Source organism: Enterobacter sp. E1, from assembly GCF_016809815.1.
GTDB classification, from domain to species: domain Bacteria; phylum Pseudomonadota; class Gammaproteobacteria; order Enterobacterales; family Enterobacteriaceae; genus Enterobacter; species Enterobacter adelaidei.
Genome location: NZ_JAFBJM010000001.1, coordinates 415189 through 438672 on the forward strand (window position 1 = coordinate 415189; position 23484 = coordinate 438672).

The 23484-nt window shown below is 48.6% G+C and carries 20 protein-coding genes; 10 read left to right on the forward strand and 10 right to left on the reverse strand.

Annotated elements, in window-relative coordinates:
- The first annotated feature begins 5 nt into the window (after positions 1–5).
- From JGF26_RS02165 to cobO, 8 genes are all read left to right on the forward strand, one after another.
- Positions 6–1451 (forward strand): methylaspartate mutase subunit E, encoded by a 1446-nt coding sequence (locus JGF26_RS02165; RefSeq protein ID WP_028019186.1) that lies wholly within the window; start codon positions 6–8, stop codon positions 1449–1451.
- Positions 1451–2692 (forward strand): methylaspartate ammonia-lyase, encoded by a 1242-nt coding sequence (locus JGF26_RS02170; protein ID WP_028019187.1) that lies wholly within the window; start codon positions 1451–1453, stop codon positions 2690–2692. The genes JGF26_RS02165 and JGF26_RS02170 overlap by 1 nt, the downstream gene beginning before the upstream one ends.
- A 3-nt stretch (positions 2693–2695) precedes the next feature.
- Positions 2696–4066, forward strand: a complete 1371-nt coding sequence (locus tag JGF26_RS02175; RefSeq protein ID WP_134707487.1) for an acyclic terpene utilization AtuA family protein — start codon at positions 2696–2698, stop codon at positions 4064–4066.
- Positions 4063–4380, forward strand: coding sequence for a DUF4387 domain-containing protein (locus JGF26_RS02180; RefSeq protein ID WP_049008345.1), 318 nt, complete (start codon positions 4063–4065; stop codon positions 4378–4380). The genes JGF26_RS02175 and JGF26_RS02180 overlap by 4 nt, the downstream gene beginning before the upstream one ends.
- 165 nt (positions 4381–4545) lie before the next feature.
- Positions 4546–5838: a dicarboxylate/amino acid:cation symporter gene (locus JGF26_RS02185; protein ID WP_049008338.1), complete on the forward strand. Its 1293-nt coding sequence runs from the start codon at positions 4546–4548 to the stop codon at positions 5836–5838.
- 54 nt (positions 5839–5892) lie between these two features.
- Positions 5893–6894 carry a glutaminase A gene (gene glsA, locus JGF26_RS02190; protein ID WP_134707486.1) on the forward strand — a complete coding sequence of 334 codons (1002 nt, stop codon included), beginning with the start codon at positions 5893–5895 and terminating at the stop codon, positions 6892–6894.
- 82 nt (positions 6895–6976) lie between these two features.
- Positions 6977–8629 (forward strand): class I fumarate hydratase, encoded by a 1653-nt coding sequence (locus JGF26_RS02195; RefSeq protein ID WP_134707485.1) that lies wholly within the window; start codon positions 6977–6979, stop codon positions 8627–8629.
- A gap of 9 nt (positions 8630–8638) precedes the next feature.
- Positions 8639–9241, forward strand: coding sequence for a cob(I)yrinic acid a,c-diamide adenosyltransferase (gene cobO, locus JGF26_RS02200; protein WP_108090313.1), 603 nt, complete (start codon positions 8639–8641; stop codon positions 9239–9241).
- 47 nt (positions 9242–9288) lie between these two features.
- Here cobO and JGF26_RS02205 read toward each other — a convergent pair whose 3' ends face one another.
- From JGF26_RS02205 to JGF26_RS02250, 10 genes are all read right to left on the reverse strand, one after another.
- On the reverse strand, positions 9289–10194 hold the full coding sequence (locus JGF26_RS02205) for a LysR substrate-binding domain-containing protein (protein WP_134707641.1): 906 nt from the start codon (positions 10192–10194) through the stop codon (positions 9289–9291).
- 598 nt (positions 10195–10792) lie between these two features.
- Positions 10793–11284 carry a hypothetical protein gene (locus JGF26_RS02210; protein WP_108090314.1) on the reverse strand — a complete coding sequence of 164 codons (492 nt, stop codon included), beginning with the start codon at positions 11282–11284 and terminating at the stop codon, positions 10793–10795.
- On the reverse strand, positions 11274–12149 hold the full coding sequence (locus JGF26_RS02215) for a winged helix-turn-helix domain-containing protein (protein ID WP_134707484.1): 876 nt from the start codon (positions 12147–12149) through the stop codon (positions 11274–11276). Before JGF26_RS02215 ends, JGF26_RS02210 begins: the two co-directional genes overlap by 11 nt.
- 136 nt (positions 12150–12285) lie before the next feature.
- Entirely contained in the window at positions 12286–12870 is a 585-nt protein-coding gene (locus JGF26_RS02220) for a hypothetical protein (RefSeq protein ID WP_134707483.1), read from the reverse strand.
- A 10-nt stretch (positions 12871–12880) separates the two neighbouring features.
- On the reverse strand, positions 12881–13645 hold the full coding sequence (locus JGF26_RS02225) for an EAL domain-containing protein (protein ID WP_167587157.1): 765 nt from the start codon (positions 13643–13645) through the stop codon (positions 12881–12883).
- Between the two features lie 38 nt (positions 13646–13683).
- Positions 13684–14802, reverse strand: coding sequence for a fimbrial protein (locus tag JGF26_RS02230; RefSeq protein ID WP_134707481.1), 1119 nt, complete (start codon positions 14800–14802; stop codon positions 13684–13686).
- Between the two features lie 107 nt (positions 14803–14909).
- Positions 14910–15989 (reverse strand): fimbrial protein, encoded by a 1080-nt coding sequence (locus JGF26_RS02235; protein ID WP_108090318.1) that lies wholly within the window; start codon positions 15987–15989, stop codon positions 14910–14912.
- 243 nt (positions 15990–16232) lie between these two features.
- Positions 16233–18749 (reverse strand): fimbria/pilus outer membrane usher protein, encoded by a 2517-nt coding sequence (locus JGF26_RS02240; protein ID WP_238934089.1) that lies wholly within the window; start codon positions 18747–18749, stop codon positions 16233–16235.
- Between the two features lie 64 nt (positions 18750–18813).
- A complete protein-coding gene (locus tag JGF26_RS02245; protein WP_238934090.1) occupies positions 18814–19545 on the reverse strand; it encodes a fimbria/pilus periplasmic chaperone in 732 nt (243 codons plus the stop codon).
- Between the two features lie 55 nt (positions 19546–19600).
- Positions 19601–20164, reverse strand: a complete 564-nt coding sequence (locus JGF26_RS02250; RefSeq protein ID WP_108090319.1) for a fimbrial protein — start codon at positions 20162–20164, stop codon at positions 19601–19603.
- A 716-nt stretch (positions 20165–20880) separates the two neighbouring features.
- Between JGF26_RS02250 and JGF26_RS02255 the strand changes: the two genes are divergently transcribed.
- A complete protein-coding gene (locus JGF26_RS02255; protein WP_167587155.1) occupies positions 20881–21540 on the forward strand; it encodes a Crp/Fnr family transcriptional regulator in 660 nt (219 codons plus the stop codon).
- A gap of 711 nt (positions 21541–22251) precedes the next feature.
- On the forward strand, positions 22252–23448 hold the full coding sequence (locus JGF26_RS02260; protein ID WP_134707479.1) for a tyrosine-type recombinase/integrase: 1197 nt from the start codon (positions 22252–22254) through the stop codon (positions 23446–23448).
- The last annotated feature ends 36 nt before the right edge of the window (positions 23449–23484 follow it).

Sequence of the window (23484 nt, forward strand, 5' to 3'; positions counted from 1 at the left end):
AACGAATGGAACTTCGAAATAAAAAGCTAACCCATGACGAATTCATGACTGAGCGGCAACAGGTCTTACAAACCTGGCATACCGGCAAGGACGTTGAGAACTTCGAAGATGGCGTGAAGTACCAGCAAACCATTCCTGAGCAAAAACGCTTTTCTCACGCTCTACTGAAGGCGGATCAGGAAGGTAAAACCCTGAGCCAGCCGCGCGCTGGCGTAGCGCTCATGGATGAACATATCGCCCTGCTCAAAACGCTGCAGGAAGATTGCGATTTGCTGCCCAGCACCATTGATGCCTACACCCGTCTGAATCGCTATGAAGAGGCAGCGGTAGGGATCCAAAAATCCATCGAAGCGGGCACCTCCAAGCTTAACGGCTTACCGGTCGTTAACCACGGCGTCGCCGCCTGCCGTCGCATGACTGAAGCGCTGGAGAAACCGATTCAGGTACGTCACGGCACGCCGGATGCGCGCCTGCTGGCGGAGATCGCAATGGCCAGCGGCTTTACCAGCTATGAAGGCGGCGGTATCTCGTACAACATCCCGTACGCTAAGCGCGTCACTCTGGAAAAATCCATCCGCGACTGGCAGTACTGCGACCGCCTGATGGGCCTGTACGAAGAGAACGGCATCCGAATCAACCGCGAACCGTTTGGCCCGCTGACCGGCACCCTGATCCCGCCGTTTGTGTCCCACTCGGTGGCGATTATCGAAGGTCTGCTGGCGCTGGAACAGGGCGTGAAGTCAATCACCGTCGGCTACGGCCAGGTCGGTAGCCTGACGCAGGATATCGCCGCCATTCAGGCTCTGCGTGAACTCTCCCACGAATATTTCCATAACCACGGCTTTGACGATTACGAGTTGAGTACCGTCTTCCACCAGTGGATGGGCGGCTTCCCGGAAGATGAGTCGAAAGCATTTGCCATTATCTCCTGGGGTGCAGCGGTTGCCGGTATGTCCGGTGCGACCAAAGTGATCACCAAGAGCCCGCACGAAGCGTTCGGTATTCCGACCGCTGCCGCAAACGCCCAGGGGCTGAAGGCCTCGCGTCAGATGCTCAACATGGTCAGCGATCAGAAATTCCCACCGTGTGCCGCCGTCGAGCAGGAAGTCGAGCTCATTAAGAGCGAAGTCCGCGCCGTGCTGAAGAAAGTCTTCGAGCTGGGCAACGGCGATGTCGCGCGCGGAACGGTGCTGGCGTTTGAAGCTGGCGTGCTGGACGTACCGTTTGCTCCCGCCTCCTGCAACGCGGGCAAAATCCTGCCGGTGCGTGATAACGCCGGTGCGATTCGCGTGCTGGAAGCCGGCGCGGTTCCGCTGCCGAAAGATATTCTCGCCCTGCATCACGATTACGTCGCCGAGCGCGCGCGTTTTGAAGGACGTAAGCCCTCATTCCAGATGGTTGTTGATGACATCAACGCGGTATCCCACAGTAAATTAATAGGAAGACCATAATGAAAATTAAACAGGCCCTTTTCACCGCAGGCTACTCCTCATTCTATTTCGACGATCAGCAGGCCATCAAAAACGGTGCCGGGCATGACGGGTTTATCTATACCGGCGCTCCGGTAACGCCTGGATTTACGTCTGTTCGTCAGGCGGGTGAATGCGTATCCGTACAGCTGATTCTGGAAAACGGCGCGGTGGCGGTGGGCGATTGTGCAGCGGTGCAATATTCAGGTGCAGGCGGTCGCGATCCGCTGTTCCTGGCTGAACACTTCATTCCATTCCTTAACGATCACATCAAACCGCTGCTGGAAGGCCGTGACGTTGACCGGTTCCTGACGAACGCCCGCTTCTTTGACGAACTGCGTATAGATGGCCATCTGCTGCATACCGCCGTGCGTTATGGCCTGTCGCAGGCGCTGCTCGACGCGGCGGCCCTGGCGACCGGTCGTCTGAAAACGGAAGTCGTTTGTGACGAGTGGCAACTGCCGTGCGTCCCGGAAGCCATTCCATTATTTGGTCAGAGCGGTGACGACCGCTATATCGCCGTCGACAAAATGATCCTCAAAGGCGTTGATGTACTGCCGCATGCGCTTATCAACAACGTGGAAGAGAAGCTGGGCCTGAAAGGTGAAAAACTGCGTGAGTATGTACGCTGGTTATCCGACCGCATCTTAAGCCTGCGTACCAGCCCGCGCTATCGCCCGACGCTGCACATTGACGTGTACGGCACTATCGGTCTGATTTTCGATATGGACCCGGTCCGTTGCGCCGCGTATATCGCCAGCCTCGAAAAAGAGGCCCAGGGCCTGCCGCTGTACATTGAAGGGCCGGTGGATGCGGGTAACAAGCCGGACCAAATCCGCCTGCTGACCGCCATCACCCACGAGCTGATGCGTCTGGGTTCCGGCGTGAAAATCGTTGCCGATGAGTGGTGTAACACCTATCAGGACATTGTGGATTTCACCGATGCGGGCAGCTGCCACATGGTGCAGATTAAAACCCCGGATCTGGGCGGTATTCACAACATCGTTGATGCGGTGCTGTATTGCAACAAACACGGCATGGAAGCCTATCAGGGCGGTACCTGTAACGAAACGGAAATCAGCGCCCGCACCTGCGTGCACGTGGCCCTCGCCGCTCGCCCGATGCGCATGCTGATCAAGCCGGGCATGGGCTTCGATGAAGGTCTTAACATCGTGTTTAACGAAATGAACCGCACCATCGCACTGTTGCAAACTAAGGATTAAAAGATGGCACGTACATTTAAGATCTTATCGCCAACGGCAATCCTGGGCTATGGCTTCCCGGAAGAGAGTTTTCGTAAAGCTATGGAAGAATCGCCGGATCTTATTGCTGTTGACGCGGGCTCTTCCGACCCTGGCCCCCACTACCTGGGGGCAGGTAAGCCTTTCACCGATCGGGCGGGGGTAAAACGCGATCTGCGCTATATGATCGTGGCTGGCGTTAAGCACAATATTCCGGTGGTGATCGGTACCGCGGGTGGCTCCGGTGCCGCGCCGCATCTGGAGTGGTGCCGGCAGATAATCCTCGAGATTGCTCAGGAAGAGAAACTCTCATTCTCTATGGCGCTGATCCCGTCGGATGTCGATAAAGCCACTGTGCATCAGGCGCTGGACAACGGGAAAATCACTGCCCTGGATTTCGTCCCTGAGCTGACCCACGAGGCCATCGAGGAGAGCACCTATATTGTCGCGCAGATGGGTATCGAGCCTTTCCAGCGGGCTCTTGCGGCCGGGGCGCAGGTGGTGCTGGGCGGACGGGCATACGATCCGGCCTGCTTTGCCGCACTGCCTGTCATGCAGGGCTTCGATGAAGGTCTGGCGCTGCATTGCGGTAAGATCCTTGAGTGCGCGGCGATTGCTGCTACGCCGGGATCTGGCTCCGACTGCGCGATGGGCATCATTGACGATAACGGCTTTACGCTGAAAACGTTTAATCCGAAGCGTAAATTCACCGAAACATCGGCTGCAGCGCATACCCTGTATGAGAAATCCGACCCGTATTTCCTGCCGGGACCGGGCGGCGTCCTGAACCTGAAAGGGTGCAGCTTCAAAGCGATCAACGAGGGCGAAGTGTACGTCAGCGGTTCCCGCCACGAAGAAACGCCGTATGCGCTGAAGCTGGAAGGCGCACGCCGGGTCGGCTTCCGCTGCCTGACCATTGCCGGTACTCGCGACCCGATCATGATTGCCGGGATCGATAATATCCTCGAAGAAGTGCAGGTCAGCGTGAAGCGCAACCTCTCGCTGAATGACGACAGCATCCGCATGACGTTCCACCTGTACGGAAAGAATGGCGTGATGGGCAACCATGAGCCAATGCAGTCTGCCGGGCACGAGCTGGGAATTTTGCTGGACGTGGTGGCCCCCACCCAGGATATCGCCAACAGCGTCTGTTCGCTGGTGCGCTCTACCCTGCTGCACTACGGCTATGAAAACCGGATCGCCACAGCGGGCAACCTCGCGTTCCCGTTCTCCCCTTCCGATATTCAGAGCGGCCCGGTGTATGAGTTCTCAATCTATCACCTGATTGAAGCGAGTGACGCGCTACGGTTTGATTTCCACATCGAGCAGGTCACGCCAGAAGGAGTTCAGTTATGAAACACAGTATTTGCTCACTGGCGCAGGTCATTCGTTCTAAAAATGCGGGGCCGTATGAGCTGGTTCTGGATATTTTATTTAAAACGCGTGAAGACTATCAGCGGGTAAAAGCCTCGGAGCAATTAACGCCACAGCTTATTGCCCGTTTATATAACGTTAAGCCTGACTTTATACATCGCATTATCTGGTTCGACCCGGCCAATGCGGTCAAAATCGTCATGCCTCGCGATATTATCTCCGGCAACGTCGGTGACAATGATGTTTATGGTGCCCAGCAGCATGCGCCGTTATTAAGTATTGAGTTTGAGCTGTAACACTACAAATACAACAACGTCCATTGGGATATAGATATTTGCTGTATCACTGTATTCCAGATAATTCATGCGGTTGGTCACAACAAACGTGCGTCTGAGCGGTTCGTCATGGCTCAGACGCACGCGACCCTACACATTAACCAACCTTTATCCGATGGAGTAAACATGAAAAAAATAAGCTTAACGAAAATGATCATATTAGGTTTGATACTCGGCATGATAGCCGGGGTGGTCATTAATAATATGGCATCAGCAGATACAGCAAAATCGTATTCACAAGATATTTCTATTTTCACCACTATATTCTTACGTATGGTGAAAATGATTATCGCCCCACTGGTCATTTCAACCCTGGTGGTCGGCATAGCCAAAATGGGTGATGCTAAAACACTCGGCCGTATATTCTCCAAAACCTTTTTCCTTTTTATTTGTGCCTCGCTGCTGTCGATCGCGCTGGGGCTGGTTATCGTCAATATCTTCCAGCCTGGCGCAGGCATTAACTTTGTCGCCCATGACGCCGGGGCCGTCGCGGCCGTTCAGTCCGAGCCGTTCACGCTGAAAGTGTTTATCTCTCACGCGGTACCGACCAGCATCGTTGATGCTATGGCCCGCAACGAGATCCTGCAAATCGTGGTGTTCTCGATTTTCCTCGGCTGCAGCCTGGCGGCAATTGGCGAGAAAGCCGAGCCCATCATTAAGGTGCTCGACTCTCTGGTGCATGTGATGCTGAAGCTGACGGGCTACGTCATGCTGTTTGCACCGCTGACCGTGTTTGCCGCGATCTCCGGATTGATTGCCGAACGCGGTCTGGGTGTGATGGTCAGCGCCGGTATTTTCATGGGCGAGTTCTACATGACGCTCGGCCTGCTGTGGGCGATTCTGATTGGCCTGTCCACGATGATTGTCGGTCCGTGCATCAGTCGTCTGACAAAAGCGATCCTCGAACCTGCGCTGCTGGCCTTTACGACCTCAAGTTCAGAAGCGGCTTTCCCGGGCACGCTGAACAAACTGGAAAAATTCGGCGTCTCCTCAAGGATTGCCAGCTTTGTCCTGCCCATCGGCTACTCCTTTAACCTGGTCGGCTCAATGGCCTACTGTTCGTTTGCTACCGTGTTTATCGCCCAGGCGTGCAACATCGAACTGAGCATTGGCGAGCAGATCACCATGCTGCTGATCCTGATGCTGACCTCGAAAGGGATGGCGGGCGTGCCGCGTGCATCGATGGTGGTTATTGCCGCCACGCTCAACCAGTTCAACATTCCGGAAGCGGGCCTGATTTTGCTGATGGGCGTCGATCCGTTCCTCGACATGGGCCGTTCCGCCACCAACGTGATGAGTAACGCGATGGGTGCCGCTATCGTCGGGCGCTGGGAAGGCGAACACTTCGGCGTCGGCTGCCGCGGCAAGGTTCCGGCCAAAGAAAGTACCACTTCAGACACAGAAATCGCCATGTATTGATTACAAAGGCCAACCGTCGTTGGCCTTTTATCTTCCGATTTACAGGATAGCCCCATGAAGATAAATATTTTCGGCGTCAGCCTCTTATCCGTCAGCCTGTTGTTTAGCGCCGCCGCGCTGGCGCAACCCGCCCCGGACTACGCGCAGCTGCTTGAGCAGGCTCACCAAAAATTTAAAAGTAATCATGAGGGGAAAGTCGCCGATTACATCCCTGCCCTGGCGACCTATAGCCCCAACAATTTCGCCATCACCCTTGCCACGGTCGACGGCAACATTTACCAGGTCGGCGATGTCAAAAAAGCGTTCCCAATGGAGTCGCTGAGTAAAGTGTTCACCCTGGCGCTGGCGATGGAGCAGCGTGGCCCGCAGGAGGTGCTGGATAAACTCGGTGCCAGTGCGACCGGTCTGCCCTTCAACTCCGGCTTAGCGGTTGAGCTGACCAAAGGTGCGCCGGAAAACCCGCTGGTAAATGCGGGGGCGATGAGCACGGTAAGCCTGATCGAGGCGAAAGATAAGACCGACCGCTGGAACAAAATTCTCAATAACCTGAATGCGTGGGCCGATGCCTCGCTGACCGTCAACGAACCGGTGTTCAAATCAGAAATGGAGACCAATCAGCATAACCAGGCGCTGGCGATGCTGATGGCGTCCTACAACAGCTTTTATGGCGATACCCGGGAAGCTGTCGAAATCTATACCCGCCAGTGTTCCGTAGATATCACCGTTGAGCAGCTCGCCAAAATGGGCGCAGTGCTGGCGAACAAAGGCAAATCACCTTTCAACGGTAAGCAATTGCTGAATGAACGCTACGTACCGCAGGTTCTGGCGGAAATGGCGATTGCCGGGCTGTACGACAGCAGCGGCAAATGGCTGTACTCCGTTGGGATCCCGGCGAAGAGCGGTGTCGGCGGCGGCATGGTTGCCATCGTGCCTGGGCAATACGCCATCGCGGTCTATTCGCCACCGCTGGATGCCGCCGGGAATAGCGTCCGCGCCCAGCAGACGATTGCGTATGTTGCCGGGGCGACGCAGGCCAACCTCTTTTTAGCCCATTGATCCTAACAGCCTGTGATTTTGTCAGCCGGGCGCGGCAGCTACGCCAGCGCCCGGCAAAAACGACCACAAAGAGAGAAGTATTATGTCTAAACCATTTGTCTGGCAGGAATTGTTTGTTCAAAGTAACGATACGACGGAATATGAACTCCTCAGCACGCAACACGTTACGGTGACGGAGTTAGAGGGCGAGGAGGTCATTAAGGTGGCGCCTGAGGCATTGACCCTACTGGCCCAGCAGGCCTTTTATGAAGCCTCATTTTTCCTGCGCGCCGGACATTTAACGCAGATAGCCAGCATCCTGCACGACCCGCAGGCCAGCAGTAACGATAAGTATGTCGCCCTGCAGCTGCTGCGTAACGCCGAGGTATCGGCAAAAGGCGTTCTGCCAAACTGTCAGGATACCGGCACGGCCACCGTCGTGGCGAGCAAAGGCCAGCACGTCTGGACCGGCGGTGATGACGCCGAAGCGCTGAGCAAAGGGGTTTATGCCACCTTTAGCGAGTGTAACCTGCGCTATTCGCAAAACGCACCGCTGGACATGTATACCGAGGTCAACACCCAAACCAACCTGCCGGCACAGATAGACATCAGCGCCACGCCGGGGAGTGAATATCGCTTCCTGTTCGTCAATAAAGGCGGCGGTTCGGCTAACAAAGCCGCGCTGTTTCAGGAAACGAAATCCATTCTGCAGCCGGAGAAGCTCACCGCGTTCCTGATCGAGAAAATGAAGTCGCTCGGTACCGCGGCCTGTCCACCGTATCACATTGCCTTTGTGGTCGGCGGTCTCTCTGCAGACCAGGCGCTGAAGGTGGCGAAGCTGGCCTCAACAAAATATTATGACAACCTGCCCACCAGCGGGAACGAGCTGGGCCAGGCGTTCCGCGACACGGCGCTGGAAGCCACGCTGCTCAACGCCAGCCGCGAATTCGGCATCGGCGCCCAGTTTGGCGGCAAGTACTTCGCGCACGATATCCGCGTCATCCGTCTGCCGCGCCACGGCGGTTCCTGCCCTGTCGCCATGGCACTCTCCTGCTCCGCCGACCGCAATATCAAAGCGAAAATCAACAAACACGGTATCTGGCTGGAGAAGCTGGAACATAACCCAGGGAAATATATCCCGGAGGCCAGCCGTGATGAAAACGACGCCCAAGCCGTACAGATTAACCTGAACCGCCCGCTGCGTGAGATCCTGCGCGATATGTCCGCCCTGCCGATCGGCACCCGGCTGTCGTTAAGCGGCCCGATTGTGGTCGCCCGCGATATCGCCCACGCAAAAATCAAAGCGCGGCTGGATAACGGCGAGCCGATGCCGGAGTACATGAAAAACCATATCGTCTATTACGCCGGTCCGGCGAAAACGCCGGAGAATCAGGCCTGCGGCTCCCTCGGTCCAACCACCGGCGGGCGCATGGACGGCTACGTCGATGCTTTCCAGGCCGCGGGCGGAAGCCTGATCATGCTTTCCAAAGGCAACCGCAGCCAGCAGGTCACCGATGCCTGCCATAAGCACGGCGGCTTCAACCTCGGCAGCATCGGCGGTGCGGCGGCCCTGCTGGCGCAGCAGTATGTGAAAAGCCTGCGCTGTCTTGAGTATCCCGAACTGGGCATGGAGGCGGTGTGGATGATGGAGGTCGAAAATCTGCCCGCTTTTGTGCTGGTTGATGACAAAGGGAATAATTTCTTCAGCCAGTTTGAGCAGCAGCATCGCTGTGCATCCTGCCCTGCCGGACATTAAGGATCCATTATGGAAGCGCGAGCTAACGCAGACAGACACCGCCAACGGCAGCAAAAGCGTAAAGAGCAGGTTGATACCCGCGTAGCGGCGGCGACAGAGAAGAGAGGAATTCTGATCGTCTTCACTGGCAACGGAAAAGGCAAGTCCACTGCTGCCTTCGGCACGGCAACGCGTGCCGTCGGGCACGGTAAAACCGTTGGCGTCGCGCAGTTTATTAAAGGTCAGTGGGATAATGGCGAATACAACACCCTGCATCCGCTCGGCGTCGAGTTTCACATTATGGGCACCGGCTTTACCTGGGAGACACAAAACCGGGAGACGGATATTCAGGCCGCAACGGCGGTATGGCAGGAGAGTAAACGCATGCTGGCTGACCCGAGCTACGACCTGGTGGTTCTGGATGAGCTCACCTATATGCTGGCTTATCACTATCTGGATACTCAGGAAGTGATCGCGGCGGTTGAGAACCGTCCGGTGCAGCAGACAGTGATCGTCACCGGACGCGGCTGCCACTCGCAATTACTGGCGCTTGCCGACACAGTTAGCGAAATGCGCCCGGTAAAGCACGCATTTGACAGCGGTATTCAGGCACAGGAAGGCATTGACTGGTAAGCATGTCGGTACCGGATGGCGCGCTATGCTGTCGCCATCCGGTATTTTTACTCCACCGGAGACACTACTGATTTTTGTAGTAGCCACTCGCGGAAGGTCTGTAACGGCAGGGATTGAGCCTTTTCCTCCCGCCACGTCATGATGAAGCGATTGCCGGTGCGGATAGGAACATCACAGGGGGTAACCATCTCGCCACAGTCCAGGTCATGCTGGATGGCGAAGCGGGGAAGCAGCGCGACACCAAGATTCGATCGTACTGCGGCAATCAGCATCGAGAGGAGGTCAAAACGCGGGCCAAGATTCACATCCGGACTGGTAATACCGGAAAGCGCAAACCACTCCTGCCAGCCATTGATGCGAGTGCTTTGGTGTAACAGTGGAAATTCTCTTAGCAGCTCCTCAACCCCCAGTTTCTGCTCCGCACTGGGGAGCAAGCTTCGGCTGCAGACCGGCAGGATCTCCTCTTCAAATAAATAATCGACCTCCGACCACGGAGGACAAAAATCTGCGCGCATAATAGCCGCATCGTATTCACGATTTAAAAAATCGCCGATATTAGCCAGCGAGTGAATGTTGACAATAATATCAGGATTTAATTTATTAAACTCCCATAAATTGGGGATCAGCCAGTGCGTACTGAAGGTAGGATTTACCGCTAACTCCACCACCTGAACGGCAGGCTGCCAGCTCATTATCATATTTGTATCGCGCTCCAGCCTATTAAGCGTCTCTTTCACGATATTCAGATAATGCTTTCCAGCTGCATTTAGAAAAATCCGTTTTTTGGCATGGTTAAATAATGAGGTGTGTAAAAACTCCTCCAGGGCCGTCACCTGTCTGAACACTGCACTCTGCGTTAACGCCAGTTCTTCTGCCGCGCGGGTATAGCTTTCGTGACGCGCCACAACTTCGAACGTCACCAGCAACTCGCTCTTGGGGATTTTTCCTCTCATCATGTCTTCCATTCATGGTGGATAATAGTAATTTTTTGAAGCGAATAAACCCTGCTTCAGAACGATACCGCCATTATATTTCAGTTACGCTCTGTCGGCAGTGATCCACACCATGATTTAATCAGTTTTGCGTGTCAGACCAAACTATTTGCAGAAAATTAAATGAAACATGAAAAATTATTAAGAACCTGTTCACTATGATGTCTCTCGTAATGGAGACAGCATCTTATTATACGAAAAAACGTATGGGCATTAAAAATAGTAATAGCCAGGGCTGGACGTTAAAAAATATAAAACAAATCATTATGCTAAAATTTGAGCAGGATTTTGTCCGTCCTGTTGATAACGCGTTGTGCACCCAGGTTGCCAGGAACCGCCCCTGCGGTTGATATTCACTGGTATGCCAGAACGCCGTTCCAGCGTCACATCAGCACGACTGAATCGCATGCTGAAACCGGCTCAAAAAAAACAGGCCGCATAACGACCTGGTTTTCAAATTCGGTGGAAGCGTTGACCACTTTTCTCACATCGAATTTTCAGCTCAAGCGTTCCCAAAATTAAGAAGCAACATAAAACTTCGATAAATTTGGTAAAAGACTCATAGCATATTATCCTTATCAACGCACATGGAAATTGGTGATGACAAACTTCCCAAAACGTAGCTGTTTTTAAAACGATGTATAAACATATGAATTTCTGGACGTTGAAAATTAAAAACGTTTGCTTTAAACACATCATTACTGATTGTATCAGACTGGTTTATGACAACATTAACATTGAAAATATTAAGCTTACCATTTTCCGTCCATTGATAATCGAAGTGGACCTCTCTCGATACCTGGAGCTTTGATTCAGAGTTATCATTCTCACCGGTAAACGTAATGACCCCCTCATCATTCTGACTTAGAATAAAATGCGTCAATAGCGTTAAATTTCCAACAGGTGGGGCTTTAGGGAATGTAGTGAGAGAATAACATTCAAAGCGTTTGTCATTCTCATTATTTTGATATAACCAATAGGTAACACTACATAGTACTATGCAAAACATAGTGAACATGAAAGCCATTAATTTATATGATTTATTTTTCATAAATATAAATATCCTTGCAACCGGCCAATCCATGTAGTGGATCATTTTTTCTCGCCGTGCATCGACTTAGCATAACACGTCCCATTTGATTATAAACAAACATATCATCAGGTTGAAAGATATAAATTGCATTAGGAATACAGGGCAGTTTATGCTCAACTATCATTCCACGTGCAATATTCATTTTAACCTGAGTCATTTCCTCCGAACTTTCGTAAAGCGAAAAGACCAAACATGATTCTACTTTTCCGATTGAATGCAGTTGTACGGTAGGTATCACTTTTGAAGTCGATGGCCAGTACTGAAATACAAATATTATCGTAAAAATAAACACCAGCCCTAAAAGAGCATTAAGAAAATAATGTTTTTTATCAAAAGCAGGGCTATTTTGTTTTGGTATCTCGTTCGAACCACTGTCATCATGAAGTATTGTTTCCTCAGTTATTTCAACATCATTTGGAGAGGTTATTGTATCCAAAGGTTCAGGTTCAGGCTTCACACAGGTAAAATTTTGCTCACTAAGCGTTGATACGTCTTCTTCATCATAATCTACATTGACCTTAATCAGAAAACCCTGCTTCGGCACAGTAATAATGATTTCATGCTCCAGACCCACATTCCGAAACGCTTTTCTTAAAACAGAAAGATATTGATTCAGAGAGTTGTTAGAAGCCTCTTGTCCGTAGGCATCCCACACAGTCTCAAAAAACTCGTCACGACTAAGTACAACACCCTGGTTTTTAAGTAAAAAAGATAAAATCCTGATCGCTGTAGTGGACAAAACTATCGATGTGCCAGAGTTTTTATTTTCCAACACCCCGTTCTTATCATCAAATGCAACAATATTATCTATCAAATATTTCATTAATTTTCATCTTCAAAAAATAGAAACGGAACTATTGAATACAATATGAATCCAGATTAAACCCATGGTAAATATAGCAGATTGATTCGGAAAATCTAGTTGATAGCAGATTACATCTTTTGCAAAAATGAATGATTCACCCAGAAATACCAGACAAATTGAAGAATTCCATATTAATAACCCAATTATAAAAAGAGATTGAGTTATCGATATTTACTTTATCCATAATTTTCCTTTTGTGTTTACTGATAATTTTATTACCAATACCCATTTCTGACGCCATCTCCTCTGTCGTGTGCTTACCCTCTCTGATTATTTTAATCAGCATTTTTTCTTCGGGCGTGAGTTCACTAAGAACATGACAAAGCTGACAAGCAGTTCGATGATGGTTGCTATTGATCACCCGGGTGATTGTTTCAAATATACAAGATATAGGTTGTCGCAGGTTGATTATCCGCCTTAAAGCGGAACATGACGTTACCAGGTCGTCCACCACATCGATAACTTTCATGTTAAGACGTTCGTATTGACAAAAACACGTAGCACCATGCGTGAGCTTGTTCACGAAGATGATAACTTCCTGCGAGTCGTTCATCGACATCAGTTCACTCAGGTTGCTCATGACAACCAATCTCTTGCCAGTCATAAACTCGAGGTAACCTGAAAGCTCCGCCTTAGCATAGGGGTCGATATTATCAAAATAGATATGAATCAGATTCATGTAGTTCTACTCAATTAAGAAAGTTTGTAAAAAAAACATCTTTCGGAACCGGTCTGGAATATAAAAAGCCCTGATGGTAATTCACACCAATTTCGTCCATCTTTCGCTTCTGAATTTCATTTTCAATACCTTCAGCTATTATGGTCATATCAAGCTGGCGAGAAAAAGCATAGAGTGCTTTTAAGACATCAGCATACTCCATTCTATTTTTTGTATTCTTCATTAAAGTCTTATCCAACTTGACAATTGAAATGGGTGCATAATGGAAATAAATCACCCGAGAAAGCCCACTACCAAAGTCATCCAGCGCAAATCGTACCCCTTTCTTTGCCAACAGTTTTATAACTTTGACAGTTGTTTTATCAAATTGCAGAACAGAACATTCGAGTAATTCGATAACTAATCCAACTCGCCCATTGAAAGCATTAATAAAACGCTGACAATCCTCAACAAAACCGTCATAATGAAAATGTGCAGCACTGATATTAAATGAAAAATAAAATCGGTCAGGGAACAAATCCACTTTATTTTTAAAAAAATCAACAACCTCATGCATAATGACTCTGGTGGCAGAGACCAATTTACCCTCTTGTTCTATCTTGTCGATAAAATCAATCGGTGGAATGACGGCACCATCTTCGCGTTTTATCCTCATCAGAACCTCTGCACCTGTCAGGTTATTATTAGACGAATCAATAATAGGCTGAATATAGGGAACGATATTTCCTCCCATATAGGTGTAAACATCACTATCGGTTAAAGTCAGATTTTCCATATTTTTAAACTCAGAAATAAAAAAGACTAAATTATTTATCATTGATAACTAATGGTAAAAATAACACTCGAATTTGCTTTCCCAGGCGTCACAACATCTGAGTACTGATAATATCTCGCGGCAAGAGGTAACTTAATCGTTGCAGCACCATCACTCGTAGTGTTGTACGTCCATGAATTTGAAAAATTCCATAGCGTCGGATTCGTCGTGTTTTTATAACCAATTTGCACACCGATTCCTGTCGCACTTGAACCACCTCCGTCATTATTGAGTGCAATAACCCCATTTGCGCTATCAATAATACCGGTACTTGCCGTCAGAGAAACAACCAGACTATTTGCCGTTGCGCTGCCTGAAGGCGTAGTGCCGCCACTGGTGTCGCCGGTGGTTGATGATTTTTGTGGGTTACTGGTGGGGTAGTACCCCAAAAATGCCGGGCAATCCTCCAGAATAATCGACGAGTCAACCCATTCTGAAGCTGACCCTTTTCCCTTAAATGTTGTCCGCAGGTCGTGTTTTCCGAGATCTACGTTCACATTTGGCGTTGTACAGGTTCCTGTAGTCACACCAACGACACCAGAGAATTTCAGCGTCCAGTAATTCAACGGCAGCCCGGTATATCCAGCAGTTTCAGGTGTATACAACACTATCGTAGGTAACGATGAACCATTAACGAAACCAGCAGAAATTGCACCTGTTTTAATCAGTGATATATCAACATTTCTTGAAAAATAATAAATATTGTTAAGATTAGCGCTTGAACTATAATTAATTGTTAATGTTTTATACGGTAATGCTTTCGTAAAAGCGTGTCCTGAATACCACACAACCGCACCTACACCAGGCAGATTCGTTGGGTATACTACCGCCCCACTATAAGGAGATCCCGCAACAGATACTGGCGTAGACGGTTCATTAGACACACTAAATAATAGGGGAATGCCACTCATTACACCATTGCATTTAAGGCCAAACCCATTGGATGTAATTGTCAGGCGATATATTACACTACCTATCGGCAAATCAGCACCTGATAATATTGTCGAAGAGAGTGGTACTGTATTTGACTGCGGAGTCAGGGCAGAGCACGAGATATCAGCCAGAGCATCCGTCACAGGCACAACAATAGCCAGCAGTGCTATAATAAAAACTTTCATTACATTTAACCATTTAATATATAAATGTTGGCAACAGAGCAGCCATGAATGCATCACACTTTGAATGCACCTTTAATTACTCTATATTGAATGCCGGGAGGAATAGATTAATAATAGCTAATCAGAAATGTTACCGCTGAATTTGCTTTGCCCGGTTGTGCTCTACTTTCCGTTTGAATATACCTTGCTACCAGAGGAATATTGACACTGCCTGATGAACCCAGCGTCATGGTATAGCGTTTTTCCTGTAAAAAAGTGACCGGAGTTTGAGAGGCACTGGTCCCGTAAGCCAATTGAATACCAATACCTGATGCGCTATCAGCCGACTCTGATAAAGCAAAGACCCCATTGCTGGATTGCAGTACTGAAGTATTAGGCGTTAACGTCACTCCCAATTTATTGGCCGTTACCGCACCGATACTGATAGTGCCATTTTCTGACCAGCTATTTTTATCACCATCATCAGCAGTACCATAAAACACAGGGCAGTCAGTCAGTTTAATTGAGGCATCGACCCACTCCGTTGTACTCCCGGTAGCACGAAACACCGAAATATCGTGCTTACTCATATTCACCGTCACATCTGGTGTCGTACACGTCCTGGAAACAACGTTGATTGTGCCACTAAAGCACGCTTTTAATAGAGAAACAGGTGAGTTTACGTTCCCAAGCGACTCATTCATACAGGGTAAATTACTGCCCAATATCGTGCCCGGCGTAATATTGCCGATTTTAATAAGAGAAATGTCCCAGGTAAGCAATCCATTTGCTATAATACAATTCGATGAACCGCTGCATCCTCCCCCGAAAACTTTAGGAAAAGCGTCCCCGGAACGCCAGAATGCCACACCTATTCCAGGCACCCCTGTTTCATATACCTTTCCTCCATATGGAGAGCCATTCCAGGAGGAAAGCGGCTTTGGCGTACTGGTATATAAAAACTGAGTATCATAGATACGATCGGTACATGATGTCGCCGCATTACTATAACCAGGCCGATACGTCTGCCTGTATAGCACAGTACCATTTGGAATTTCTGCTCCTGCTGTAATATTACCAACAGATAAAGGTATCGATGCTATAACTTCCTTCTGAATAGGGCTATCTGAAGTAAATGCACAAGTTGCCATTGCGGGCTTCAAGAATAAGCCAAACAGCATTATACAAATGTAAAAAAAACTCTTCATTTTAGATTCTCAAAATTTATCAGGACAGCACGCATGAAAATCCAATCCGGATTTGCAAAAGCATTCTATGATTATTAATTAAACCAGCTAATTAATACATGTAGTAATCAGCCTCATCTTCATCGTTATCAACAATCCCGACATCATCATATTCAATGAATACGACGAATGAACACAGCAGTGCGTAAATAAATACAGCGATGACCTTTACCATAAAAAGATTAAACCATTTCATCTCTGATTTTAATCCTGGCACGTTGATTCAAATCGGGATATAGCGGTTTTCCCGGTGGCCTGTGTTCCCGGCATAATGCGATAAGGAATGAGACAGCGTTGATTCTCACGTTCTCCCCAGCGAATCTGTAAAGTGTCGTGTTCTTTGGCAACCCGGGCATAAATAACCCCACCCTGACCTACTGATCCGACATTATCCCCTTTGCTGTCCAGCACATCGGCACCAAAAGGCAGAGGCTGCGATCCGTCTCGCGTGACGTGAACCAGAATCGGGTATCCCTTGCGAGTGCCGTATTTCACCAGCACAACTGAACCGGCGTGAGGCACCACTTTCTGGCTGGTATTATCGAGCTCGATGGTATCTGACAGTCCTTGTGGATCGAGGCTGACCTCATTCATTTCATACGGATTAAGATACGGCACAGCTGCGTGACCAAAATGATCTACCCGCACACCGCTATAGCCACCCACGCGCGCGCCCGCAGCACCATCGGCTTCAATAATGGCGAATGTATCGCTGATGTATGGCGTCATCATGATGCCATTTTGATAACCAATAATGGTTCCACTCAGACCCGCTGAACTACTCTGGTAGTTTTTGCCTACCCCTGTAGAAACCGTCATATTGGCTACCGGACTACGATACTGCGCGTTCGCGCTACCACTGGTACCCGCGCCGTTGCTGTAATGGCTGGCAGTCATACCATAGCTGTACTGGTGATCTTCACCCGCAGACCCCGCCACGCCGAGCTGTTGTCCGGTATTACCGTTGCTGTCACGCGTGAACGAGGTGGTCAACTGTGGCGTATTTGAGCTTCCGATACTGCCCAGCGGCACGGAAAAGTTGAGCTGATAAGTCGTTTCCATATTCCCGCTGCCGTTACGCGTGCGTCCGGCATTAATGCCGTAGGTAACGGAGTGGAATACATTGTTATAGCCAAACTGATATTGCAGATCTGACTGGGTATCTTTACCCCAGTAATCCTGTACGTAGCCGGTCAGATAAAATTGCCCATAGCCCGCAGGCAATCCCTGGTTTATCGTCGCGGTAAATCGGTTTCTTGCACGATAGAGATTACCCGGTGTTCTCCCGTTATTAAGTGCATCCTGGATCTGCATTGCAGAGTAATAATCCAGGTATCCTGATGTGGAATAACGGTAAGCAGCGATTGCAAAATTACTGTTGGTTTCGGGAACAAATTTGCTGTATGTCACGCGGTAACTCTGACCGCTGCGGTCTTTACTGTAATCGGGCTGATTACTGTCCAGTTTTGTCCTTGCATGCGTGGCGTCGATAGCCACTGCCCCTGCCAGAGTATTTATCGCGGTACCTAACTGGGCCGCATAGTAGTGACTGTTGAACTGTATGCCGCCATAGCCAGTAAAGGTATTGCTAAGCCCCTGCTGCCAGGATAACTGGTACAGTTCAGGATGCGACGACAGGCTCGTATCGTTAAGCTGGCCCGCAATAAAATCATAGTGGTGTGTTCCCGGACGCAGTAACTGATTCACTGAGGCAAATGGAACTTTGAAATTTTGAACTGCGCCATCTGCTTCGGTTACCGTGACATCCAAATCCCCACCGGCGCCCGTTGGGTATAAGTCGTTAATGTTAAACGCGCCAGGGGCCACGGTATTTTCATAGATAACCTGCCCATTCTGACGCACAGTTATACGGGCATTCGTGCGCGCAATACCCCGAATCACCGGCGCATAGCCTCGCTCAGATTGTGGCAGCATGCGTTCATCATCAACCAGTTCCACGCCACGAAACGGCAGCGTGTCGAACAGTGCGCCGCTGGTATTATTTTCCCCCACCACCACACGGCCACGCAGTGCGGTTAAATCCCGCTGCACATAAGTGTTCGTACGCTGATATGACTTACCTGTCTGTTCCTGCCAGGTCAAATTACCGTTATGGCGGAACTGCCAGGGGCCGACATTGATCCCGGCATTTAATCCCAACCATGCGGAGTCAGTGGTGTTACCGTGAGAGCGCATGGAATAATAGCTACCGTTATAGCTGAGTAGCGCAGCAGGAACGCCGTAATCCCAAAGCTCAGGGTTAACATAACCCCGCCCCTGGTTTTGCAATCTGGCCTGAGGAATCGACAAATCGAGGCGCTGAGCCCCCGAGTCATAGGTACTCGATATCCACGGTAATAGCTGATTAACAGGCAGGCATGATGAATTTTCATCACCCGCTTTCATTTGTGCGAGAACTTCAGACGGCAGTTGTTCCGTATCAAGATTGAGATGCATCAGCGTCGATGGACTCAGACATAACTGAACAGATTTATCTTCCTGCTCTTTGAACTGAATGCTTTCGGTACCAATATTCATATTGTTGACAAAAACATCCGCTTTATAGATCCCCGGCAGCGCGGTTGCCCCGTGTTCAAATCGTGAAATATCGACTTTATGCACCGAACCGGGGCTCAAAAAGATCGGATCAAATTCAACGGTAGAAGCACCGGAATGATTATCGGGTTGGGCATAACTATAAAAGCTTCCGCTGGACGCCATAAATATAGCTGCCAGACGAGTCAGTCTAAAAGGCAGGGACCTGTTCATCATCGAAATACTCGGATTAATTTAATATAAATTCTGCAGTTTTTACGGCGCCCCAATCATTAATAAAATCGTAGGACAGTTTCTCACCAGGACGCAGCGCAACACCATTCTTCACTTTCACGGTGATTGATGAATAGGGTGGAATCATGTCTCCTTCTGCAAGAATTTTGTGGTTCTCCCCTGTGGTATGTACGCCCAAAAGGTTGACGTAATACGGTGAATCATTTTTCGCAACCAACGTGTTACTTTGCGCAGTCCAGCGAACTGACTCTGCAGAATGATATGCATCACCTGTGAGTTCAGCAGGTCGGAAAAACAATTTTATTCGGGAACGAAAAGCCACCTGTAAATGATTGGGTGTAACAGCATCATGCGCTCTCGGCGGAATTTCCAAAACATTCACCCAGAATAAGCTTTCACGATCTTTCGGTAAACCCATCCCCCCGGGATAAGAAATACGTAATGTCTGCCCTTTATCCGGATCGATTCTGTTCATCGGTGGCGTTAATAAAAATGGAGATGAGATAGTTTCCGGAGATGCATTCACATCGCCTGTATCAATCCAGCTCTGAATCAGAACGGGTGTTTTGCCTTTATTATTGACTTTTAATGTCACCTCTTTTTCTGATTCAGGAAAAATTACACGCGTTCCGCTCAACACCACATTCGCATGAGCTGCGCCGAGGGTTAATGTACCAATAGTCAGCGTATTAATGGCAAATTTAATTGCAGATAATAATTTCATCATGGTATATGCACTTGTTATCCCGGCATTACGCCGGGATAGACATCTGTAAAGTTGATTATTTGTATTGCAGGTTATAAACAACGCTGGAGGCAACTGCCCCAGCAGATGCGGTGTCTTCTGCATAATATTCAACGGAATATGGCATCGTTACGCTGGTTGCGCTGGAAATATCAACGAAGTTATTTGTGTTTTGTTGAGTAGAGCTACCCACAAAGATAACGTTTGTATTAGTACCGTCACGCAGCTGCAGGGAAACGTTTTTAGCACCGGCAGTATCCGTCTGCTTTAAACGACCAGACGTGTTATCAACAGTAGCCCCGGTCTGGAAATAAGCGGCAACCGTTTTTGCACCATCAGCGCCCACGGTGCAGTTTGTTAACTGCAGATCAAAATTAGTACGCCCCGTAGTCATGCCCGAAGTCTTAAGTTCAGTTGCAGGTACGGTAGGCAGTACCACGGTAGCATCAGCCCCCTGACCATTCACACTCACTTCACAAGTAGTGTCAGTGACTTCACCATTGAAAGTGATGGTGCCGGTGGAGGTTGCATTCGCCATTGAAACCATGCCAAAAGAGAACATTACACTGCTGATAGCGACTGCAAATTTGTTAAGTTTCATACTCTGTTTCCATTAATTATTTCATACGATATAAAACTCGGCTACAGCCTCAATCAGGATGGGTTTTCTTCCTTATGAGGCTTACTCCTGCGTCTTTCTTTCAGGTATCTTGCCGAACTGACTTCATCTGCCTTACATCTTCATGCTCGGGCGATCAAGACAGAACAATCTTATACATATAATAAAATTATCGACAGATAATCCCGATAAATACAATCAATATAAACATATATACCATAAAATTAGTATTTTATAGGTTTTAATACCAATAAAGAAAAATAAAAACATCATTATTAAGAGTTAATGCTTTTTAATTTAAATTTAATTGTTTCCAAAAATGTTATATTGTTATTTTATGGTTAAAATAAATAACTAATGGTTTATTATATTGATGCAAAAATATAGGCAACTATTCTTAAAGGAGTAACGACAACGATGATGAAGCGAAAATAATTTCTTTCCTGACAGACTGACATACTGAAAAGAACAACCGGTAATAGCTGCATTAGTTATTTTCCGTCTGTAATGCTATTGGACTGTGTCGATAAAGTCGGTGCCATAGGCTTCAAATAATGACTTTCGGAATCATCCCCCCTTTACCGATCGTTGTTCTGATAAGCTATTGCTAAAATTTCAAGATAACGCAAGGAAAAATGAATACTCAATTTTGTGTAGACTGCCAGCACTGCATATTTTCTGAGATCTGTCAGGAATGTATGTTCACACAGAGTGTGCCTGCTTTTACGCACGCATTGCAGCGAAGAGTTCAAATCAGGCAGGGGCAGTGTTTATTCACCGCAGGGGAAGAAGTAAAGCACCTTATTGCCGTTCGCAGCGGATGCTTCACCGTGGTTGATGAGGACAAGACTTTATTAGCCGTTTACACACCCGGCCAGCTTATTGGTGGTGAAAACTTGTATCATAGCCATTACCACACTACGGCCATTGCCGTGCAGGATGCGGAAGTATGTATGATAGATTACTCGGCAATGTATGGTTTATCACAGCTAACGCTGGGAACATTTAGCCACACGATAAAATTATTGTCTGAAACAGCTGATGACAATCTAAAAATGATAAAGGTTCTGCTTCAACATGATGCTTTCAAGAAAGTGGCAATGTTTATTCTGCTTATGTCAGAAAGGAATAAAGCAAAATCTTTTACAGCAACACCCTTTTCCCTTCCTCTCCAGCAAAAAGAGATTGCCAGTCTGTTGGGCATAACCACTTCTACTTTACGTCGTTCTATTGCAAGACTGGAAGCGGAAAAATGTATTGCCCTTAAATCTCGAAAAATATTGATCAACGATGCAGAAATGTTACGAAATAGCACTGTGTTTCATAGCAAAAGCCGCATTGATCAGAGCAATGATTAGAGTCAATCCCTGCCCTCTCTTCCATTATCCAATGGGACAAGCTCCGGATGATTTTTACTATTGTGGAGAAAGTTCCCAAAAAGTATTAATAACAATAAAATCAATTGCGAAGAAATAGTTTTTATTTAGAATGCATTCCGGCTGGCTACCATTCAATACTCGCACTATCGAAATATAGCCAGCTTGCCGCAGCCCGTTCTTGCATACGACGTGGCTGCGGTAAATCTTCAATCTCTCGAAAAGATGCAAAACATTCTTTATATTTTCATGCTGCTGTCGCGGGAAACGCCTTTAGCAACCACATTGTCGTGACAGTTACCGCAATGGTCCATGATCACCCCCAACAATTGTGATATCAGGAACGGACGTCACTCGGATTCTGTGTACTGGCTGAATTACCACCACTAATCCAGAAATCACAGTCCTTGTCGTCATGCTTCTGTATTGGGTGGTATGAGTGGTCAGTATGTCGGACGGTAGTGGCAGAGATAAAGCCAAATTCGAAACCCTGCGATATTGCTATCGCAGGGTTTCGAATTTGGCGGAAGCGTAGACTGCTTTTCGCAAAACTAATTTAGTCCAATGCAATCTAATTAACCCTTCAATATCAGCAAGTTATTTACATCCCTCATGTAAAGCTGTTCAATCACATCCACTGAAAGCCACTCTCAATGGCATACCCAATGGCATACTGAATTTGCAGGTAAACCCATGGCTGTAATTACCGATACCAAAGCACGCAACTTAAAACCTGAAGATAAACCCATCCCTCACGGCATTGTCACCGGACTTGCTCTGCATCCCTCTTCAAAGCGTGGCAAAGGCAAATGGGTTCTCCGTTTTGTCAGTCCACAGACGCAAAAACGTCGTAATGCAGGTCTGGGCATTTACCCTGAAGTCAGCATCGCGGAAGCAGGAAAGCTTGCGAACGCGATGAGGGAACAAATTGCTACCGGAGTCGATCCGCTCGAATTGCTGCATGCCGAAAAGGTCGTAATCCCATCCTTTGAAGCAGCTGCCCGTAAAGTTCACGCAGAGCTCCTGCCCGGCTGGAAGAATGAGAAGCACGGTCACCAATGGCTGACGACACTGGAGAAACATGTTTTCCCTACTATTGGTTCCGTGCTGATCAGTAACATAACCGCGGCGAACGTTGCCACGGTGCTTCGCCCTCTTTGGCTATCTCGTTCAGAAACGGCGAGGAGGACTAAGCAGCGTATTCATACCGTTATGGCGTGGGGTTGGGCGCATGGTTATTGTTCTGCAAATCCTGTCGACGTGGTGTCGCTTCTGTTGCCCCAGCAGACAAGTGCCAGCCTACGCCGGGTTCACCAGCCTGCGATGCCCTGGCAAAACATCCCTCTGTTCATCGCGACTCACCTTGACCGGAAAGAAAAGTATGACGTCAGTCGGGCAATTTTAACTTTCGTCATCCTGACCGCCTGTCGATCTGGTGAAGCCAGAGAAATGCGCTGGTCTGAAGTCGACTTTCAGAGGTGCATCTGGACGATCCCTGCAGAGAAAATGAAAGCCGGTGTGCAGCATCGGGTTCCTTTATCAAACCAGGCGATGGCTGTTCTCAACACAATGCGCTGGATGCATAAAGATCTTGTATTCCCTTCCCCTCGGAAACAGATAGTTTTATCGGATATGGCCCTTACCTCATTTCTGCGCAGAGTCGAAGCTGAAAGCGATGTGCCGGGTCGAGTGGCTACAGCGCATGGGTTTCGTTCAAGCTTCCGTGACTGGTGTAGTGAGCATGGCTATCCGCGCGATCTGGCTGAACGCGCGCTGGCGCATACGGTCCAAAATAAGGTGGAAGCGGCCTATCACCGTACCGATTTGCTGGAGCAACGGAGACCGATGATGCAGGCTTGGGCGAATTACGTCATGAACAGCAGTAATTAACCCTGTTACCCGCCTCCTGTGGTTGTCAGGAGTGCG

Bases quoted from the DNA above. Each gene is read 5' to 3' on its own strand.
- JGF26_RS02220 (WP_134707483.1), bottom strand. From the start codon at position 12,870: ATGAATCTGATTCATATCTATTTTGATAATATCGACCCCTATGCTAAG.
- glsA (WP_134707486.1), top strand. From the start codon at position 5,893: ATGAAGATAAATATTTTCGGCGTCAGCCTCTTATCCGTCAGCCTGTTG.
- JGF26_RS02250 (WP_108090319.1), bottom strand. From the start codon at position 20,164: ATGAAACTTAACAAATTTGCAGTCGCTATCAGCAGTGTAATGTTCTCT.
- JGF26_RS02255 (WP_167587155.1), top strand. From the start codon at position 20,881: ATGTTCACACAGAGTGTGCCTGCTTTTACGCACGCATTGCAGCGAAGA.
- JGF26_RS02215 (WP_134707484.1), bottom strand. From the start codon at position 12,149: ATGAAATATTTGATAGATAATATTGTTGCATTTGATGATAAGAACGGG.
- JGF26_RS02165 (WP_028019186.1), top strand. From the start codon at position 6: ATGGAACTTCGAAATAAAAAGCTAACCCATGACGAATTCATGACTGAG.
- JGF26_RS02175 (WP_134707487.1), top strand. From the start codon at position 2,696: ATGGCACGTACATTTAAGATCTTATCGCCAACGGCAATCCTGGGCTAT.
- JGF26_RS02225 (WP_167587157.1), bottom strand. From the start codon at position 13,645: ATGGAAAATCTGACTTTAACCGATAGTGATGTTTACACCTATATGGGA.
- JGF26_RS02260 (WP_134707479.1), top strand. From the start codon at position 22,252: ATGGCTGTAATTACCGATACCAAAGCACGCAACTTAAAACCTGAAGAT.
- JGF26_RS02180 (WP_049008345.1), top strand. From the start codon at position 4,063: ATGAAACACAGTATTTGCTCACTGGCGCAGGTCATTCGTTCTAAAAAT.
- JGF26_RS02205 (WP_134707641.1), bottom strand. From the start codon at position 10,194: ATGAGAGGAAAAATCCCCAAGAGCGAGTTGCTGGTGACGTTCGAAGTT.
- JGF26_RS02230 (WP_134707481.1), bottom strand. From the start codon at position 14,802: ATGAAAGTTTTTATTATAGCACTGCTGGCTATTGTTGTGCCTGTGACG.
- JGF26_RS02185 (WP_049008338.1), top strand. From the start codon at position 4,546: ATGAAAAAAATAAGCTTAACGAAAATGATCATATTAGGTTTGATACTC.
- JGF26_RS02210 (WP_108090314.1), bottom strand. From the start codon at position 11,284: ATGAAAAATAAATCATATAAATTAATGGCTTTCATGTTCACTATGTTT.
- JGF26_RS02195 (WP_134707485.1), top strand. From the start codon at position 6,977: ATGTCTAAACCATTTGTCTGGCAGGAATTGTTTGTTCAAAGTAACGAT.
- JGF26_RS02240 (WP_238934089.1), bottom strand. From the start codon at position 18,749: ATGGCGTCCAGCGGAAGCTTTTATAGTTATGCCCAACCCGATAATCAT.
- cobO (WP_108090313.1), top strand. From the start codon at position 8,639: ATGGAAGCGCGAGCTAACGCAGACAGACACCGCCAACGGCAGCAAAAG.
- JGF26_RS02170 (WP_028019187.1), top strand. From the start codon at position 1,451: ATGAAAATTAAACAGGCCCTTTTCACCGCAGGCTACTCCTCATTCTAT.
- JGF26_RS02245 (WP_238934090.1), bottom strand. From the start codon at position 19,545: ATGATGAAATTATTATCTGCAATTAAATTTGCCATTAATACGCTGACT.
- JGF26_RS02235 (WP_108090318.1), bottom strand. From the start codon at position 15,989: ATGAAGAGTTTTTTTTACATTTGTATAATGCTGTTTGGCTTATTCTTG.